The sequence below is a fragment of the Pseudomonas sp. GW821-FHT03A09 genome (assembly GCF_059421065.1).
The window spans coordinates 1-18,361 of record NZ_JBWKUX010000026.1 but is presented as its reverse complement, the minus strand read 5'-3'; the positions used below and the strand labels follow the sequence as shown (position 1 = coordinate 18,361).

At 57.9% G+C, this 18,361-nt stretch carries 9 protein-coding genes, 1 rRNA gene and 1 pseudogene; 7 read left to right on the top strand and 4 right to left on the bottom strand.

Going from position 1 to position 18,361, the window contains the following annotated elements; all coding sequences use genetic code 11:
- Positions 1–5,778, top strand: a pseudogene (locus tag AC07V4_RS26825) (LapA family giant adhesin); the annotation flags it as partial.
- Between the two features lie 137 nt (positions 5,779–5,915).
- Positions 5,916–6,254 (top strand): hypothetical protein, encoded by a 339-nt coding sequence (locus tag AC07V4_RS26820; protein ID WP_064450089.1) that lies wholly within the window; start codon positions 5,916–5,918, stop codon positions 6,252–6,254.
- 136 nt (positions 6,255–6,390) lie between these two features.
- Here AC07V4_RS26820 and lapD read toward each other — a convergent pair whose 3' ends face one another.
- Entirely contained in the window at positions 6,391–8,337 is a 1,947-nt protein-coding gene (lapD, locus tag AC07V4_RS26815) for a cyclic di-GMP receptor LapD (protein WP_492638746.1), read from the bottom strand.
- 13 nt (positions 8,338–8,350) lie between these two features.
- Entirely contained in the window at positions 8,351–9,043 is a 693-nt protein-coding gene (lapG, locus tag AC07V4_RS26810) for a cysteine protease LapG (RefSeq protein WP_431751928.1), read from the bottom strand.
- A 250-nt stretch (positions 9,044–9,293) separates the two neighbouring features.
- Here lapG and AC07V4_RS26805 point away from each other — a divergent pair, with 250 nt between their 5' ends.
- The 5 genes from AC07V4_RS26805 to AC07V4_RS26785 all read left to right on the top strand — a co-directional run bounded on the left by AC07V4_RS26805 (position 9,294) and on the right by AC07V4_RS26785 (position 15,928).
- Positions 9,294–10,004: a GntR family transcriptional regulator gene (locus tag AC07V4_RS26805; protein ID WP_492638745.1), complete on the top strand. Its 711-nt coding sequence runs from the start codon at positions 9,294–9,296 to the stop codon at positions 10,002–10,004.
- A gap of 369 nt (positions 10,005–10,373) precedes the next feature.
- Positions 10,374–11,132, top strand: coding sequence for a DUF3050 domain-containing protein (locus AC07V4_RS26800; RefSeq protein ID WP_492638747.1), 759 nt, complete (start codon positions 10,374–10,376; stop codon positions 11,130–11,132).
- Entirely contained in the window at positions 11,129–12,085 is a 957-nt protein-coding gene (locus tag AC07V4_RS26795; protein WP_492638744.1) for a diiron oxygenase, read from the top strand. The genes AC07V4_RS26800 and AC07V4_RS26795 overlap by 4 nt, the downstream gene beginning before the upstream one ends.
- On the top strand, positions 12,073–15,450 hold the full coding sequence (locus AC07V4_RS26790) for an amino acid adenylation domain-containing protein (RefSeq protein ID WP_492638743.1): 3,378 nt from the start codon (positions 12,073–12,075) through the stop codon (positions 15,448–15,450). Before AC07V4_RS26795 ends, AC07V4_RS26790 begins: the two co-directional genes overlap by 13 nt.
- 19 nt (positions 15,451–15,469) lie before the next feature.
- Positions 15,470–15,928, top strand: a complete 459-nt coding sequence (locus tag AC07V4_RS26785) for an SRPBCC family protein (RefSeq protein WP_492638742.1) — start codon at positions 15,470–15,472, stop codon at positions 15,926–15,928.
- Between the two features lie 39 nt (positions 15,929–15,967).
- Here AC07V4_RS26785 and AC07V4_RS26780 read toward each other — a convergent pair whose 3' ends face one another.
- A complete protein-coding gene (locus AC07V4_RS26780; protein ID WP_492638741.1) occupies positions 15,968–17,848 on the bottom strand; it encodes a methyl-accepting chemotaxis protein in 1,881 nt (626 codons plus the stop codon).
- 259 nt (positions 17,849–18,107) lie between these two features.
- A 5S ribosomal RNA gene (gene rrf / locus AC07V4_RS26775) occupies positions 18,108–18,223 on the bottom strand.
- Positions 18,224–18,361: the final 138 nt, after the last annotated feature.

Sequence of the window (18,361 nt, the reverse complement as noted above, 5' to 3'; positions counted from 1 at the left end):
ACCATTGGTGTGAACCAGTCCAGCGGCACCGTCACCACCGTGGCACCAAACGACGTCTACAAAGGCGATCAAACCGTCACCACCGCCATCAAAGGTGTGACTGGCGGCGAGCACTTCGAGAACCTGGTGCCAGGCACCACGCCGGTGAATACCACTGTCACCGACACACCGGGCACTGCTGACACCACTACCGTGACCCTGACGGCTCCGTCTGAGGTTAACGAAGGCGGCCAGATCACTTACACCGCTACGCTTTCCAATAAAGCCGGCACTGACGTCACGCTCAAACTCGACAACGGCTCGTCGATCACCATCAAGGCCGGCGATACCGTTGGCACCGTGACGGTTAATGCGCCGGGCGATGACGTGTTCATCGATAAGAGCACCCAGACCGTCAAGATCACTGATGCTACGGGCGGTAACTTCGAGAATTTGGAAGTTGCAGGTAACGGCGCCACCACCACGATCAACGACACCATCGACAAAGTGGATGTGGTTCTGACCGCCACCACCACTGTTGGTGAAGGCGGCAATATCGTTTACACCGCCAGCCTTGTGGATAAAAACGGCGCGCCGGTGACTAACATCACCAACCCGCTGACCGTGACCCTGGATAACGGTAAAACCATCACCATCGGTGTGAACCAATCCAGCGGCACCGTCACCACCGTGGCACCAAACGACGTCTACAAAGGCGATCAAACCGTTACCACCGCCATCAAAGGTGTGACTGGCGGCGAGCACTTTGAAAATCTGGTGCCAGGTACCACGCCGGTGAACACCACTGTCACCGACACACCGGGCACCGCTGATACCACCACCGTCACGCTGACCGCACCAAGTGAAGTCAATGAAGGTGGTCAGATCACCTACACCGCCACCTTGAGCAACAAGGCCGGTACTGACGTCACCCTGAAACTCGACAACGGTTCCTCGATCACCATCAAAGCCGGTGACACCGTCGGCACTGTGACGGTCAACGCGCCGGGCGATGACGTGTTCATCGACAAGAGCACTCAGACCGTCAAGATCACTGACGCTACGGGCGGCAACTTCGAGAAATTGGAAGTTGCGGGCAATGGTGCGACTACCACGATCAACGACACCATCGACAAAGTGGACGTCGTTCTGACCGCGACCACCACCGTCGGCGAAGGCGGCAACATCGTTTACACCGCCAGCCTTGTGGATAACAACGGCGCGGCAGTGACCAACATCACCAACCCGCTGACCGTGACCTTGGACAATGGCCAGACCATCACCATCGGTGTGAACCAATCCAGCGGCACCGTCACCACCGTGGCACCAAACGACGTCTACAAAGGCGATCAAACCGTCACTACCGCTATCAAAGGTGTGACTGGTGGTGAGCACTTCGAAAATCTGGTGCCAGGCACCACGCCGGTGAACACCACTGTCACCGACACACCGGGTACAGCAGATACCACCACCGTCACGCTGACCGCACCAAGCGAAGTCAACGAAGGTAGTCAGATCACATACACCGCGACCTTGAGTAACAAGGCCGGTACTGACGTCACCCTGAAACTCGACAACGGCTCGACCATCACCATCAAGGCCGGTGACACCGTCGGCACCGTGACCGTCAACGCGCCGGGCGATGACGTGTTCATCGACAAGAGCACCCAGACCGTCAAGATCACTGACGCCACGGGCGGCAACTTCGAGAAATTGGAAGTGGCCGGCAATGGTGCAACCACCACCATCAACGACACCATCGATGATGTAACCGTGTCGCTCAAAGCCACCGGCTCCACCAGCGAAGGCGGGCAAATCATCTACACCGCGTCGCTGGTCGACAAGAATGGCGTGGCGGTCAACAACGTTGGTTCCGACCTGGTGGTGAAGCTGGACAACGGTTCGACCATCACGATCGGCAACGGCAAGTCCAGCGGTGTCACGACCGCCACCGCGCCTAACGATGTGTATGTCGGCGCCAACGACGTCAGCAACAAGATCACCGGCGTGGTCAGCGGTGGCGACAAGTATGAACACCTGATCGTCGACGGCAGCACCGTAGTTACCAAAGTCACTGATGTGGTCAACACCACCACTATCAGCATCACCGGCGACGCGTCGGTGACGGAAGGCGGCACCGCGCACTACACCCTGACGCTGAGCAACCCGGCGCAAACCGATGTGACCGTAACGCTCAAGTACAGCGGCACCGCCACCGACGGTTCGGACTTCAACGGCGTGTACACCGTGAAGATCCCGGCCGGCTCCAGCAGCGTGCCGTTTGATATCCGGACCCTCGACGACAAGATCACCGAGCCGACCGAGCAGATCGTCATCACCATCGACAAGACCACCGGTGGCAACTTCGAGAGCCTGGTGATCGACAAGGGCACTGTCAGCACCGACATCATCGACAACGATGCACCGCCGGTCATCGACCTGGATGCCAACAACTCCAGCGGCGCCACCGGTGCCGACTACAAAACAGTCTTTACCGAAGGCACCGCCGGGCCGGGTGTTTCGATTGCCGACACGGATATCAAGATCACCGATCCGGACAGCACGATGCTGACCGGCGCGACGATCACCCTGACCAACGCACAGGCCGGTGATGCGCTGAACCTGGGCAACAGCGTGAATGGCATCACTGTCAGCACCAACAACCAGACGGGTACCATCACCCTGACGTTGTCGGGCAGCGCGACGCTGGCTGACTACATGCAGCGCATCCAGAACATTACGTTCACCAACAACAGCCACGACCCAAGCACCACGCCGCGGGTCATTACTGTGACCGTGACCGATGGCGGCAACTACTCCAACGTGGCTACCACCACCGTCAACGTGGTGGCAGTCAATGATCCGCCAGTGGCCACCGGCAGTGCCGTGACCGGTACCGAAGACACGCCACTGGCGTTGACCTGGGCCAACTTCGGCGTGACCGACGTGGACTCGCCACAAAGCAGCCTCGGCGTGAAAATCACCGATCTGCCGGTAGCCGGCAAGCTGCAATACCTGGCCGCGGATGGCACCACCTGGACCAACGTGACGGCTGGCCAGACCTTCACCAAGGCACAGATCGATGGCGGCCAATTGCGCTTTATGCCGAACGCCAACGAGTCCGGCGCCGACGGTTATGGCGGCACCGGTGTGGGTAACAAGCAGGCGGATTACGCGCAGTTCAAATTCCAGCCTACCGATGGCAAGGACCTGGGCAACAGCGCCACGGTGAAAGTCGATATCACGCCGGTCGCCGACGCGCCAACCCTGACCGTGGCCGATAACAACGTCAGCTCGGTCGGCCTGGTCAAGCAGAGCTGGAACAGCCTGTCCGGCATTGGCAACAACGGTAACGGCGCCGCACCGGATGTACTGAAAAAGGCCATCGATGGCGCCGGCACACCAAACAACACCTCCGTGGTGACCAACGTCGAGTCCACCGCCAACGTCCCTGGCGGCGCAGGTTCGAAGACTTCCGGCCTGATTTACATGGAAGCCGGCAAGAGCTACACCTTCAGCGGCACCGGTGATGACAGCCTGGTGATCAACGTGGGTGGCAAAGATGTCGCCAGCGCACTGTATGGCACCAACAGCGGCAAGTTCAGCGGCTCGTTCACACCAACGGTCAGCGGCTACTACAGCCTGGAGATCTACCACGCCAACCAGTCCGGCCCAGGCAGCTATGACGTGAACCTGTCGGTCGACGGCGGCCCGGTCAAGGACCTGAGCACCAGCGGCGTGCCGCTGTACACCGGCCTCACCGACCTGACCAACGCCGGCGTGACCGTGTCCGACCTGCATGGCAGCAACGGCGATGGTTACTACGTGGGCTACAAGCTCAACGAAGGCCAGGAAAATGGCACCGTGAAGCTCTCCAAAGTCACCACTGCGCTGACCGACACCGATGGCTCGGAAACCCTGAGCGTGAAGATCAGCGGCGTACCGGCCGGCTCCGTGCTCACCGATGCTTCCGGGCATACCTTCACCGCGACCAAGTCTGTAGGCGAAGTGAACGTAACCGGTTGGGACCTGAGCACCCTGACGATCAAGCCACCGACCTACTACAGCGGCCAGTTCAATCTGACGGTCACCTCGACCTCCACTGAAAGCCTCGGCGGTTCGGCGACCACTACCGCGCAATTGCCAGTCACCGTGTACCCGGCGACCTATAACTCGGTCACCGGCACCTCGGGCAGCGACGCGATCACCGGCACCGATGGCAACGACATCATCGTCTCCGACATCGGAGGCCTGAACGTGGTGCAGGGCAAGAACTACAACATCGCGTTCATGGTGGACAGCTCCGGCAGTATGAGCGACGCCTCGATCAACGCGGCGAAGGCTTCGCTGACCTCGGTGTTCAACTCACTCAGAGACAGCCTGGGCGCCAACACGTCGGGCACGGTGAATATCTTCCTGGCAGACTTCGATACCCAGGTGAACAAGTCGGTTGCGATCAACCTCAACGATCCAAATGCCCTGACCGTGCTGAAGTCAGTGCTGGACTCGATGACGTCCGGTGGCGGCACCAACTACGAAGACGTGTTCAAGGCCACGGCCAACTTCTTCCAGAGCGGCCTGGCCTCCGGCAACACGGGCGCCACCAACCTGACTTACTTCATCACTGACGGTAAACCGACGTACTACCAGAGCGGCGAGCAGACCAACCCGACGATTTACAACACCAAGCTCGACGATTTGGTGACGACGGCCAACTACACGCTGGGGACAACGTTCAGCAAGTCCTTGGATAGCACCCACTACTTCACCATCGACACTTCGGGTGCGGCGCAACTGCAAACCTGGAACGGCTGGCGCTGGGTCATTAGCGACCTGGGCACCGTTCACGCCCAGGGTGACGGCACCTACGAGCTGTCCACCCTGAGCGGCACGGGTTACAGCACCGATTCGGCGACGTTGAACAACGCCAAAAGCGCGTTCGCGCTGCTGGGTGGGTTGTCGCAAGTGGAAGCAATCGGTATCAACGGCGACGTCAGCCTTAATGACCTCAAGCCGTACGACACCGATGGCAAGCCGCAAAGCAACATCGATCCGAAGGACCTGGCCAATGCCATCCTCGGCCACACCGAAGCCACGCTGCCTGGCGCCGACACCGTGAACGGTGGTGACGGCAACGATATCCTCTTCGGCGACCTGGTGAGCTTCAGCGGAATTACCGGTGAGGGCTACAACGCACTGCAAGCCTTTGTGGCGCAGAAAACCGGCGTGGCCGTGACGGCGGTGACCGCCTCGAACGTGCACCAGTACGTGACTGAGCACTACGCTGACTTCGATGTGTCCGGCGCCAAAGACGGCAATGACACGCTGCTGGGCGGCGCAGGCGATGACATCCTGTTCGGCCAGGGCGGCAACGACACGCTGGACGGCGGCAAAGGCAATGACATCCTGCTGGGCGGCACCGGCAACGACACGCTTATCGGCGGGCCAGGCAACGACATCCTCATCGGTGGCTCGGGTGCCGACACCTTCGTATGGAAAGCCGGTGACTTCGGCAACGACGTGATCAAGGACTTCAAGATCTCGGAAGGTGACAAGATTGATCTGCGGGATCTGTTGAAGGGTGAGACGGACAGCACCATCGACAACTACCTCAAGATCACCACGGTAGACGGTGTGTCGACCCTGCAAGTGAGCAGTGAAGGCAAGCTCAACGCCGCCGGCGGCCTGGCCAATGCCGATGTGACGATCAAGCTGGAAGGCAACGATTGGTCCCACACCAGCATCAACTCGCTGATCTCGGGTGCTGACCCGACCATCAAGATCGACCACACCTCCTAAGCTTCGGATATCGGCCGCCCCAGGGCGGCCGATTTCGTTGCTGGCTCTGTCGGGCGGTTGCATCGCATACTCGCGCCTATCAACACACCGTTGACCTATGCTACTGGCGGCGTGTGACTCATTTTCGAGGGGTTCTTATGTTTTACGTGCAACGTGATGCGCAGGGCGCGCTGAGCCGCGTAGAGGCCGCCGCCTTTGCCGAATCAACCGAAACCCTACCGGCCGATCATCATGAGATCCAGGCCTGGTACGCCAACGAAGTGGTGGAAACCAGCCTGGCGCAGCTCAAGCAAAGTGACCTGGAAATGATCCGGGTGCTCGACGACTTGATCCAGGTACTGACCCGCAAAGGCGTGATCAGCGTGACGGACTTGCCACCAGCGGCCCAGGCAAAATTGATGGATCGTACTCATGCGCGGGAAGCGTTGGGTGGGTTGAGCCATTTGATCGATGATGAAGAGACTGGGCTGATCTGAGTTCTGAAGTGGGCTCGGGTCACCATGTGGGAGCTGGCTTGCCTGCGATAGCGGTGGAACAGTCGACATCTGTATCGACTGACACTACGTCATCGCAGGCAAGCCAGCTCCCACATTGGTTTGTGGTGTCGGCGCGTTATTTCCAGGGTGCAGGCTCGCCAAACAACTGCCCCTGCACGCCGAAAATTCCCATCTCGCGAATCACCTTCAGTTCCCCTTCGGTTTCCACACGCTCGGCAATCAACGGCAAGTCAATGCTGTGGGCCGCACGCTGGATCGCTTCGATAAACAGGCGCTTGTCGCTTTCCTGGTCAATGGCGCGGATGTAGCTCCCATCGATCTTCAGGTACGCCAGGCCCAGGCGCGCCAGGTTGCCGATCATGCTGAAGCGCCCGCCAAAACGCTGCAGGCTCAAAGAGAAGCCCAGTTCGCGCAGGCGCTGGGTCAGTTGCTCCAACAGGGCCTGCTCGGGCAATTGTTCTTCGCCGATCTCCAGGGTCAGGCGCGGGCCCAGGTTGCTGTGCTGGCGTAGCAGCTCAACAATCCGATTCAGCGCCTGGGCGTCTTGCAAGGTCGCGGCCGAAAGGTTCAACGCCAGGTTGTGCGTGTGACTGGCCATCTGCTTGAGTACTTGTTCAAGCATCAGGCGATCGAGACGGGACGTCCAGCCGAAGCGTTCAAGCCACGGCAAGAACCGGCCCGCGGGTATCGTATGGCCGTCTTCATCCTGCAGGCGCGACAGTACTTTGTAGTGCAGCACCCGTTGCGGGTCTTGACTGGCGACCACCGGCTGGAAATACAGCTCGAAGCGCTGCAGCGTCAGTGCCTGGTCCAACAAGGTGTGCCAGGCATGATGGTCGTCGCCGACACTGGCGGCGGCGCTTCGGTCGAGGCATACCCAGCTGGTATCACCCTGCCCTTCAGCCTGGGCCAGGGCCTGATCAGCCAAGGTCAGCAGCGCCTGAGGGGCGTCGCCATGGTTGAAGGGTGCCAGGCCGATGTAAGCAACCGGCGTGACGTCACTGGCGCCAGTGACCTGTAGGCTTTGCAAGGTGCTTTCGAGGTTTTGCGCCAGTTGCAGCGCTTCTTCACGCACCAGCCCCGGCGCTAGCACGGCGAACTCACCGCCGCGAATACGGGTGACGAGGTTGTGGGTTTCCGGGTACGGCTCGCACTGGCGCAGCAGCTGCTGACCGACCGCTTGCAGCAACTGGTCGGTGCGCTGGCCACCCAGGCGTTGGTTGAGACCGGCCAGGTCCTTGATACGCAATACCAACAGGTAGCCAGAGTTGGTTTCTTCCGGGTTGCTGACACGGGCGTTGAGCTGCATCTCGAAGTAGCGGCGGTTGGCTAGGCCGGTGAGGTTGTCCTGATAGGATTCAGTGCGCAATTTTTCGCTGCGTTCGGCCTGCTCTTGGAACAGTGCCTTGAGCTTTTCCACCATCTGGTTCATGGCCTGTACCACGCGCCGCAGTTCCGGCGTGCGTGGCAAGTCGGGCAGGCTGAGGAATTCGCGGCGGGCGATGGCGTGGGACTGCTTGACCATGTAGTCCAGCGGCTTTAATTGCCGACGCAGTAGCAGTGCACCGAGCACCGCACTGACCGCGCCGCACAGCAGCAGCCAGCCGAGGCTACCCAGGGCGCTTTGCCAGAGTTTGGCCAGAGCGAACATCGGGTGGCTGATCACCTCGACACGCGCCGCCTGTTCCCAGCCGCGGCTGACCAGCGCGTCACCACCAGCCGGTTCCAGGCCGATCAGCTTGACGAACCAGTCGGGCACGCCGTTGTTGTCGGGAATGCCGCTGCGCTCGACGATGGTCTTGTCGGTGGCCAGGTCCACCACGCGGATGCTCGCGTAATAGCCGCTGTCGAAAATCGAACTGACCAGCAGCTCCACCATGGCCGGATCGTCGATATTGGGCGTCAGCGACAACGCCAATGCCGTCGCCGCATCCTGCGCGTGGGAGCGCAGCTGGTTGACATACTGCGTGCGCGAGCTTTCCAGGCTGACCATGAAGCTGCCACTGAAGGCGACCACGAGGAACAGACAGATTGCGATCAATAGTTGTTTGAACAAAGACACCGATCAGTTACTCCTAGTTGGCAGGCTCGGCTGGGAAGCCTTCGGCACGCATTTTTCTCAACACATCCTGCCAGCGTGACAAGCGTTTGGTATCGCCGACTTTCTTGTTGCCCTTGGCGCCCGGCAAGTACAAACCCTCGGCATTGAATGAGTACACCGGGAGCAAATCGGTACGGCGGGTGGCCGGCAGGATCTCGTCCATCAGGCTATCGAGCACCAACGGGATCGCGTCGGGGGTCGGATAATAGGTCAGGACCATGTGAGCGCGATTCTGACGCAACGCCTTGACGTAGGTAATGCGCAATTTGTCGCTGGAGACACCCAGATGACGCAGGCTGAAGTACTTGGCGATAGCATAGTCTTCACAGTCGCCGGCACCTTTCCACAAGGCCTCGATGGGTGTCTCCCAATAGTCCTCCACATGCCACAGATCGATGTCTTCCGTGTAGGTCATGTGCTTGTTGAAGAACAGGTTGACGACCTTGAGCTGCTCCTGCTCGCTGACTTGTTTTTGCGTCGCCAGCAGCCGCTGCCAGTCGTCGATGCGTTGCTGACCTTCCCCCAACGGCCCGTACAGGGCGGTGGCTTTGCGGCTGATCTGGGAGAAATCCCAATCGGCATGCAGCCCGCCCAGCATCAAGCCGGCCAACAGTAGCGCTGAAAACAGCCAGCTTAGGATTCGAGAAGGAATAAAACTTACCGCCAAGGCGTTCAGTCCGTGAAGAGAGACGGAATTTCAAGGGATGGTGAAGCGTTGACCCACAAAAAACAATGGCATAGTGCAATCATTCATCAGCGGGCCGCGTTTATAACCGCCCCTTGTGGGATATACAAAGTATGTCCTGTAAGCCCTTACAAACGGAAACTTTGGTTGTTTGACAAGCGTGCGGCCCATCTTTAGTGTGCATTGGATCCAATTAAACGCACTTTATTCAAGAAAGGAGGATAGCGTAACCGTGACGCAGAAGCCGACCCCTTTAAGCAGCATCAAAATCAGCGGGCCTATTCCCGCCCATCTTGCACGCTCCGTTATTGAAGAAACGTTACGAAATGCCATTCTCGACGGACGCTTGCCGTGCGGCACCGCTATGCGCCAGCAAGAACTGGCCAGCCTGTTCGGTGTCAGCCGCATGCCCGTGCGCGAAGCCTTGCGCCAGCTGGAAGCACAGTCGTTGCTGCACGTGGTGACCCACAAAGGCGCCGTGGTTGCACCGTTGATCGAGGACAATTCGGCGGAGACCTATGGCTTGCGCATGTTGCTGGAGTCCGAAGCGTTGCGCTTGTCGATTCCCTTGCTGACTGACGCTGATATTGAAGAGGCCGAGTCCTACATCAGTGCCCTGGAGCGTGAAAAAGACTATTCCGAGATTGGCCACCTCAATCGGCTGTTCCATATGACCTTGTATGGCAAGGCACCTAACCAGCGATTGCTCAAGCTGGTCGAGCATGGGTTGAACGAGGAGGAGCGTTTCCTGCGCTTCAACCTTGAGGCAATGGGGCTGGGCGAGACATCCCAGGAAGATCACCGTGAACTGCTGAACCTGGTGGCGCAGAAAAAGGTCGACGAGAGCATCCTGACGCTACGCAATCACCTGATGCGCGGGATGGAAGTGATCGCCAACTACCTCAATGGCCTGGAAACCGCCGATAACAAAAGCGCGTGGTAAGACGCCTCTTTCTCCTTGTTTAACTGCTTAGCGGGACAGCTTCCCCACGTGGAAGCGTCCCGCATCGATTAGTTATAAAAGTACCGAGCCCACTTAATAACACCGACTGACAACATAGAAAACTCTTACTCTTAAATCATTAACATCCCTCACTATCATCTTTCGAAAAACATCTAATACATTTATAAGCTCAGACAAACGTTTAATCAGCTTATTATCTCTTCTCGAAAAACCCGATCGTTCAATTTGCTGCGCGCACCTCCGTCAACAACGGCGCTGCATGCTCATCCTGACCTAACGTCACCCGTCTATTTAACAACTACAAAATCCTCATCACTGCTCAGAGCAGTCGCAATACAGGCGTCAACCATGCACCAACACTTACTTGAACAAAAAAAACTGCAGTTGTGCAGCCATCCGTTATTTATAGAAATAACTTCATTAAGAAAGTTACAACTTTTCATGGAGCACCATGTATTTGCCGTTTGGGACTTCATGGCGCTGACCAAACGCTTGCAACAGGACCTGACCTGCACAGGGATACCCTGGTTCCCGCCCACCGACCCGCACGCTGCCCGCCTGATCAATGAAATCGTGTTGGGTGAGGAGTCGGACGTGCATCCAACTCGCGGCTACAGCAGCCACTTCGAGTTGTATATGGACGCAATGGCCGAGGTGGGCGCCAGCACGCTTGCAATCACGCGTTTCATTGACCTGCAATACCAGGGTGTGGAAGCAAGCGTCGCCTTGCAGAGAGTCAAAGCGCCCCTTGGTGTGGCTCGCTTCGTTGACAGCACGTTGCAGATCGCACTGAACGCACCCAGCCATTGCGTGGCGGCTGCTTTCCTCCACGGCCGCGAAAGTGTCATCCCTTCGATGTTCGAGCGCATTTCGCGCAGCAACGGCTTCATTGAACGTGAGGCGCCCACCTTCCATCACTACCTCAACCGTCACATCGAGATGGACAGCCAGGCACATGGCCCGGGAGCCCATCAACTGCTTCAGCGCTTGATCGGCGCGGACCCCGCACGCCAGAAACAAGCTGACTGCACGGCATTCAGCGCCTTGGAAAGTCGCATCACGTTTTGGGACGACGTGCGGGCCTCGATGCAAGAGGTGCAACCATGAGCACCGCTGACTACCGCTCCTTTGCCGAAGACTGGGAACGTCGTGCAACCATCCGCACTCGCCCTCGACGCCTGCTGGAAAACGACGATAAATTGATTTACCCCCTGTGCCGCCAACCCCTGGTACTCAGCGAAACGTTTCTTGAACACTGCTCGCCGTGGCGCGACTTCGTACTGCTGCAAAGCTTCTACAAATTCATCAATGATGTGGTGATCTTCGAAACCGAGATCGTCGACAAGACCGCTCGCAGCATTGCAAAAAACCGCTTCTCGCTGCCCTTCCCCCTTGCCTGTCGCATTGACGCCATGACCGTCGTGGTGGATGAGGATTACCACGCGCTGGTCGCACTGGATTTCCTGCATCAAGCCGTGCACATGACGGGTATCCAGCCTCTCGAATTGCCCCGGCAGATCGAGCTGAGCCGCGCCCTGCCGGCGGCGCATACTCACGCTCCGGCACACCTGCACGATGCCGTTGAATTGATTGCCGTGGCTATTGCCGAAAACACCGTGACACAAGACGTAGCGGCGTTTTCCAAAGACGACAGCGTCAAGCAATCCATCCGGGGCTTGATGGCCGATCACTTGTTTGATGAAGGGCGCCACGCACAATTCTGGGCGCAGTTGGTACGTCTCTACTGGCAAGCTGCAAGCCCGGAAGACCGTGACAGTATCGCTGAAATCCTGCCGATTTTCCTGGTCCATTACCTGACCAACGATCTGCAAAAAGGCTTCGATCTGCTCCTGATCGAGCACATGGATGTCGGTGCTGATGTTCGCCTGGCACTGCGGCATGAAATCGAGGCAGTGGACTTTCCCATCACCCGTCAGCATCCACTGGTGGGCAACATCATGAGCTTTCTACATCACAGCGGCATGCTGCAAACACCCAGCGTTGCACGGACTTTAGATGGGTATCTGACCCAGGCGGGGAGATCGGCATGCAGCGTTTGACGATTGGATGGGGGGGCTCCGGCAGAGCGCTGGATGCCATCAAACAGAGGGTGGGACAGTACGGGCACGCAGCTGGGGTGGAAGCAGTCGATCTGGTGATTGAGGACGGCAGTCAGCCGCTGCCAACGCTATTCCCCGACACGCACAGGATGAGCCTGCGCGTGGGCATTGGCCCAATCGGCGAACACGGCCTGCCTACCCTTCAGTTTCGCTGTTATGACCTTGAACAGCGTTTGCTGGCCGTGCATGACGTTACCGAGGAGTTCAGCGGTAATGGTCAGCGGCTGCGCCAACAGGCAACCGACGCACTGGTGGAATGGGTCGCCTTGCTGGTCAGCTGTTTTTCGAAAGACCCCGCTTGTCTCTCTGCAACGGTCATAGCTAACGCCTGGCCTGAGCAAGGCTTGCAAGGGCTGGAAGCATTGGCGTTTATGCATCGCTTCAATCGTACCGTGCAACCGGCACTTTTGCAGGTAGCCCAGGTGCCCATGATTGAGCGATTGCAGGCAAGCCTTCAGACCTTCGCCCAGCGACCGGCGTTGAATATTGCAGGGGACGTTCTGACCTATAGCCAACTTCACACGCGGGCCTTGGCGATCCAGCAACGGTTACTCCCGATGCTGGAGAACCATGAGGCACCACAAGTAGTCGGGGTGTGCCTGGAAAAATCCGTCGAACTCTATGCCAGTATTCTCGCCGTACTGGGGTGCGGCGCGGTGTATTTGCCACTGGCACCCGATCATCCGGTGCAACGCCAACAAAGCATGCTGGAAAGCATCGGCGCCTGTGTGCTGCTGGAGAATGGCCGGCACCCTCTGCGGGACCACTTCGTTGCACTGGATGTGAGCAGGATCGACCCACACAATAGCGATCCCGCGCAGCCATTGATGCGCCATCGGCCCTGTGCCGACTCGCCGTGCATGGCGCTGTTCACTTCAGGCACCACGGGTCGGCCAAAGGGCGTATTGCTCAGCCAACACAATCTGGCGCATTTCACCGCCTGGCTTGGCGCCTGTGTAGCGCTGAACGAACAGAGTCGTGTCCTGCAGTTTTCACCGTTAAGTTTCGACTCATCCCTGATCGACATTTTCCCGGCCCTGATGGCCGGAGCCGAGTTGGTTGTGCCTGGTGCAGAGCAACGGCTCGACCCTCTGCAACTGGTCGAATTGATGCGTCAGCAACGTGTCACCCATGGGTTTCTGCCACCGGCCTTACTCAGCGTCCTACCGTTGGACCAACCATTGGGCCTTACCCATGTGCTGACCGGTGGTGATTTCTGCGAGCCCTACGTGATTGAGCGGCTGGCGGGCCAATGTCAGTTGCACAACCTCTATGGTCCCACTGAAGCCACGGTACTAGTGACTCACCGGACGTTCCAGCCAGGTGACAGCCATCGCAACATCGGTCGCCCTATTGCCAACAGTCAGGTGCTGATCCTTGACGAAAACCTGCAACCGGTAGATGAACAGGTGGTGGGCGAGCTGTACATCACAGGCCCAGGTGTGAGCCTGGGATACGTGAACGTAACGCTGCCGGTCAACAACCCTTTTGTTGTACTGACCTTGCCGAGTGGGGAGTTGCTGGCAGCTTACCGCAGCGGCGATCTGGCCAAATGGACACACGATGGTATCGAGCTGTGCGGTCGCCGGGATGATCAGATCAAGATACGTGGCTTTCGCGTCGAGCCTCAGGAAATCGAGCAATGCCTGCGCAACAGCCAGCTGTTTCGACAGGTCGCCGTGGTGATCGACCCCACACACAAGATCATCGGCTATGCCGCTCAACCCGAACCAGGTGCAACACTGGCAAGCCTGAAGGAACATGCGCGACATTGGCTGCCGGAGTACATGCAACCCGTCATCTGGAGCGAGTTGCCGAGCATGCCCCGCTCAAGCAACGGCAAGATCGACCGACACGCATTACGGGCACTACCAACCTCCGTCGTTCAAGAGGTTACTCATTGCGCTGCGCAAAGCCCTCTTCAAGTGCAACTCACCGAGTTGTGGGCAGAGTTGTTGGGGTTGGCTGTTCACGAGCTTTCTATCGATGACAGCTTTTTCAACCGGGGCGGCCACTCCATTCTTCTGTCAAACCTCTTGTTACGCCTGCGTGAGCAGTTTGGCCGTAGCCCATCCTTGAGCCGATTTTTTGAAACCCCCACGATCCGTGCGCTCGCAGCCCTGATGGAGGGCGGCGCACCGCCCCAAATACCTTCAGGCCCGATAGAGAAAGATGCATCACAGGCGTTGGGGGTCGAGATGCTGACTGGCGACCGCTCGGGTGATCCGCGCAAAGTGATTGTCACAGGGGCCAACAGCTTTGTCGGGGTGCATATCGTCCAGGCGTTGCTGGCAAATGGCGCACAAGCAGTAGCCTGCCTGGTCCGGGAACTGCCGGGCGAATCAGCGGCGAATCGGTTCACCCAAGCCTTGCGAGAATATCGCCTGGAACATCTGGACCTGAGTCGGGTGCAGGTGTATCCCGCTGACATTCGCCTGCCTCGCCTGGGCCTCGCCTGCGACGTATATGACCACCTCGCTCGAAGTTACGGCGTGCTGCTGCACAACGCGGCTCAGGTCAATCATGTGATGGATTACGCGTCACTCGCCGAGGACAACGTCGAGCCGATATTGGAGTGCCTGCGCCTTTGCGAAACCCATTGCAAGAAGGTCTTCAACTTCATCTCAACACTGTCCGCCTGCAGCAGCCTCGATGCCGACCGACACGTTCTCGAAACCAGTGCCGCGAGTACGTTGCCGCTCTATGTGAAAAATGGCTACAACCTGTCCAAGTGGGTCGCTGAGCGCCTGCTGGGGCGCGCTGTCGCACAAGGCGCCTGGGTAAATATCCTTCGGCCGGGGAATATCAGTTTCAACAGTCGGAGTGGCGTGTGCCAGCCGCAGAAAAATCGATTGATGTTAATGCTCAAGGGATCCCTGCAATTGGGGCTTGCCCCACGGCTGGATGCGAACTTCGATCTGATGCCCGTGGACTTCCTGGCCCGTTTTATAGCGTTCCACGGCTCCTCTTTTTGCGCAGACCGAAATGTTTTCAACCTGCATAACCCGCAGCCTTTGAGCTGGGATCAGTACCTTGATGCGTTCAGCCAGGCTGGGCACGTTTTCGAACGGGTAAGCATTGAACAATGGCAACAGTCACTGCGCGCGATAAACCGCGATAACGCATTGTTTGGTGTGTTGGGCTTCTATCTGGACGAGCTGGGTGAAGACATCGGTGATACGTCGATGATCCGTTATGACAATGCCCGGTGGGGAGTGGAGAAGATGGGCACGCAATACCCACAAAAAAGTCCGGCACTGCTACGCAAGGGCTGCGACTACCTCAGGGCCACCGGCTTTCTCTGAACTGCTTCAGGACACCTTCATGAAACAGCTACAACCCGATACGTTGATCCGCAACCCGAACGGCACACCGGTGGTGGCCTCCGTCATAGTCCCATGCGCGGCAATCCGCCTGTGGGCTCTGGTGGGCCACTTCGCAGGCTTTGATGCCTTCGTTCCAGGCCTGTCACGCATTGAAATGACAGGCGTTGGCGTGGGCGCATTGCGGACGAAATTTTTCGACGATGGTCATTGCGTCGTGGAGCAACTCAACAGTCGAGACGCCGCCGCCATGTCGATGACATGGACCACCCTCTACAACACCTTGGGCATGGCCCAATTCTGGGCAGCGATGACAGTGGAAGCGCTTGGCACAAGCAGTTCCAAGGCAACCTGGACACTTGTGGGTGAGCCTATTGCAATAGCGCAGGTGGAGTTTGAAACGTTTGTACAGACGTTCGCCGACACCGCATTGCAGAATGTGCGCCGGATGCTTAGCTGAGCAGTCGGAGCGAGTCGCCTCGCTCCGATGTCGCCAAGATTAAATCTTGAAGCTATCAACCAATTGCTTCAACCGACTCGCCTGTTGGGACAGTGCATCGCAGTCTTTGAGGGTTTCGTTGAGGTTGGCAACACCCTGCTGGTTAAGCAGGTTGATCTGATTAATGTCGACGTTGAGCGTTTCAACCACAGCTGTCTGCTCCTCGGTGGCGGCAGCGACTGACTGGTTCATACCATCGATCTCGACGATCCGCTGCGTCACGCTGACCAATCGCTCTCCCGCCTGGTTGGCGACTTCGACGCTCTCTTCGCTGGAGGTCTGGCTGGCATTCATGGTGGTCACGGCTTCACGCGAACCCACTTGCAGGGAAGTGATCATTTTGTGGATCTCTTCGGCCGACTCCTGCGTACGGTGCGCCAGGTTACGCACCTCATCCGCCACCACGGCAAACCCACGGCCAGCTTCACCCGCACGAGCAGCTTCGATCGCCGCATTAAGGGCTAGCAGGTTGGTTTGCTGGGAGATGCCTTTGATCACATCCAGGATGTGACCGATGTTGTCGGTACTGGCGTTGAGGGTTTCGATCTGGGTGCAGGACAAACTGATCTTCTGCGACAGCTCCGACATCGCGAGGATAGTTTGTTCAACCACCTTGCGACCATCGTCAGCCTGCTCGCTGGCACCGCTGGCATGCTGCGAAGCATCAGCGGCGTTACGTGCGATTTCCTGGGTGGCGGCACCCAGCTCGTTGATCGCCGCAGCCACGCTGTTGGTGCGCGCACTCTGCTCGTCGGAGCCGATGATCGACGCATTGGACGAAGCCATGACACGCTGAGACAGGTCATGCACCTGGCGCGTCGCCGAGGACACTTCAGAAATGGAAGCGTGGATACGCTCAACAAACTGGTTGAACGCGCTGCCGACTTCACCGAACTCGTCTTTGCTGGTCACGTCGAGGCGACGGGTCAAATCGCCTTCGCCCTGGGCGATGTCCTGCATGGCAACACCCATGGTAGTCAACGGACGCAGCAATACCTGAATCAACAGACTCAAGAGCACTGCGATCGCTACCACAGCGATCAACATCGCGATCAATGCCGACGTACGGAACTTACCCAGCGGAGCATAGGCTTTGTCCTTGTCGATCGACAGGCCGATGTACCAATCTGCGCCAGGCAAGCCGGTGATCGGGGTGAACGAGAGGATACGATCCTGGTTATTGAGCACCACATCCTGGCTGGCCTTCTCGATACGCAGGTTGGTACCAGGGTAGATATCTTTCAGGTTTTTCATCACCTGGTCCTGATCAGGACTGACAATGACCTGGCCATCGCCACTGACCAGGAACGCATGGCCGATACCACCGAAGTCGACCGAGTTGATGATCTTCACCAGGGTTTGCAAACTCAGATCGCCGCCGACAACTCCCAGCAATTCGCCATTCTTCTTCACTGGCATGGCGATCGTCACGATTTGACCGCCCACAGCCGCCATATAAGGTGGAGTCAGCATGGTTTTGTCTGCTGCTACAGCTTGCTTGTACCAAGGGCGCTGACGCGGGTCGTAGCCGTCTGGCATCTTCGCGTCAGGACGCTGGGTGAACACGCCGTTGGTTTGGCCAACATAGGTGAACTGGAAATTCGACGTGAATGCAGGCTGGTCGACCAGTCCAGGAAGGTCGGCACCATTACCTTGATGGGCAACGTTCTGCGCCAGGTTTTCGAGCACCAGGATGCGACCACTGAGCCAGTTCTGCACACTGCTGGCAGTGAGTTCACCGGACTGCTGAATGGACGACGCCAGATTCTGCTTGATGGTACTGCGCTGCAGGTAGTCGTTGTAGAACGTGAATAACGCGAAGGCCAGAACCACGACGCCTGACGCGGCCAACAGAATTTTATGACTGAACTTAAGATTCATTTCATCGACTTCTTTTGCCAAAGGGGGATGAGCGTGCCGAGTGGAACATTCCATGTACGGATAGGCGGGCTCTTGGGCCGCTCTATTTCGGTGCACGCATGGCTCATCAGGCTTTCGGCCAAGAGTCGATAAATCTTAGAAATTTGTGAGAAGCATCTTCTTTTGACGCAGGAAGCCGACAGGCGGTAGGTGCGGGCGCTATGGCCCTTAAACGACAAAACCCCTGTCTGCGTTAGCAAACAGGGGTTTCGGAATTTAATCTTGACGATGACCTACTCTCACATGGGGAAACCCCACACTACCATCGGCGATGCATCGTTTCACTGCTGAGTTCGGGATGGGATCAGGTGGTTCCAATGCTCTATGGTCGTCAAGAAATTCTGTATACCAGCCCGTTGCGTTAACAACGTGCCGGTGAAATTCATGAACTTCTACTAAAACAAAACCCCATCTGCTTTCGCAAATGGGGTTTCGGAATTTAATCTTGACGATGACCTACTCTCACATGGGGAA

Bases quoted from the DNA above. Each gene is read 5' to 3' on its own strand.
- AC07V4_RS26800 (WP_492638747.1), top strand. From the start codon at position 10,374: ATGCACCAACACTTACTTGAACAAAAAAAACTGCAGTTGTGCAGCCAT.
- AC07V4_RS26790 (WP_492638743.1), top strand. From the start codon at position 12,073: ATGCAGCGTTTGACGATTGGATGGGGGGGCTCCGGCAGAGCGCTGGAT.
- AC07V4_RS26795 (WP_492638744.1), top strand. From the start codon at position 11,129: ATGAGCACCGCTGACTACCGCTCCTTTGCCGAAGACTGGGAACGTCGT.
- AC07V4_RS26820 (WP_064450089.1), top strand. From the start codon at position 5,916: ATGTTTTACGTGCAACGTGATGCGCAGGGCGCGCTGAGCCGCGTAGAG.
- AC07V4_RS26785 (WP_492638742.1), top strand. From the start codon at position 15,470: ATGAAACAGCTACAACCCGATACGTTGATCCGCAACCCGAACGGCACA.
- AC07V4_RS26780 (WP_492638741.1), bottom strand. From the start codon at position 17,848: ATGAATCTTAAGTTCAGTCATAAAATTCTGTTGGCCGCGTCAGGCGTC.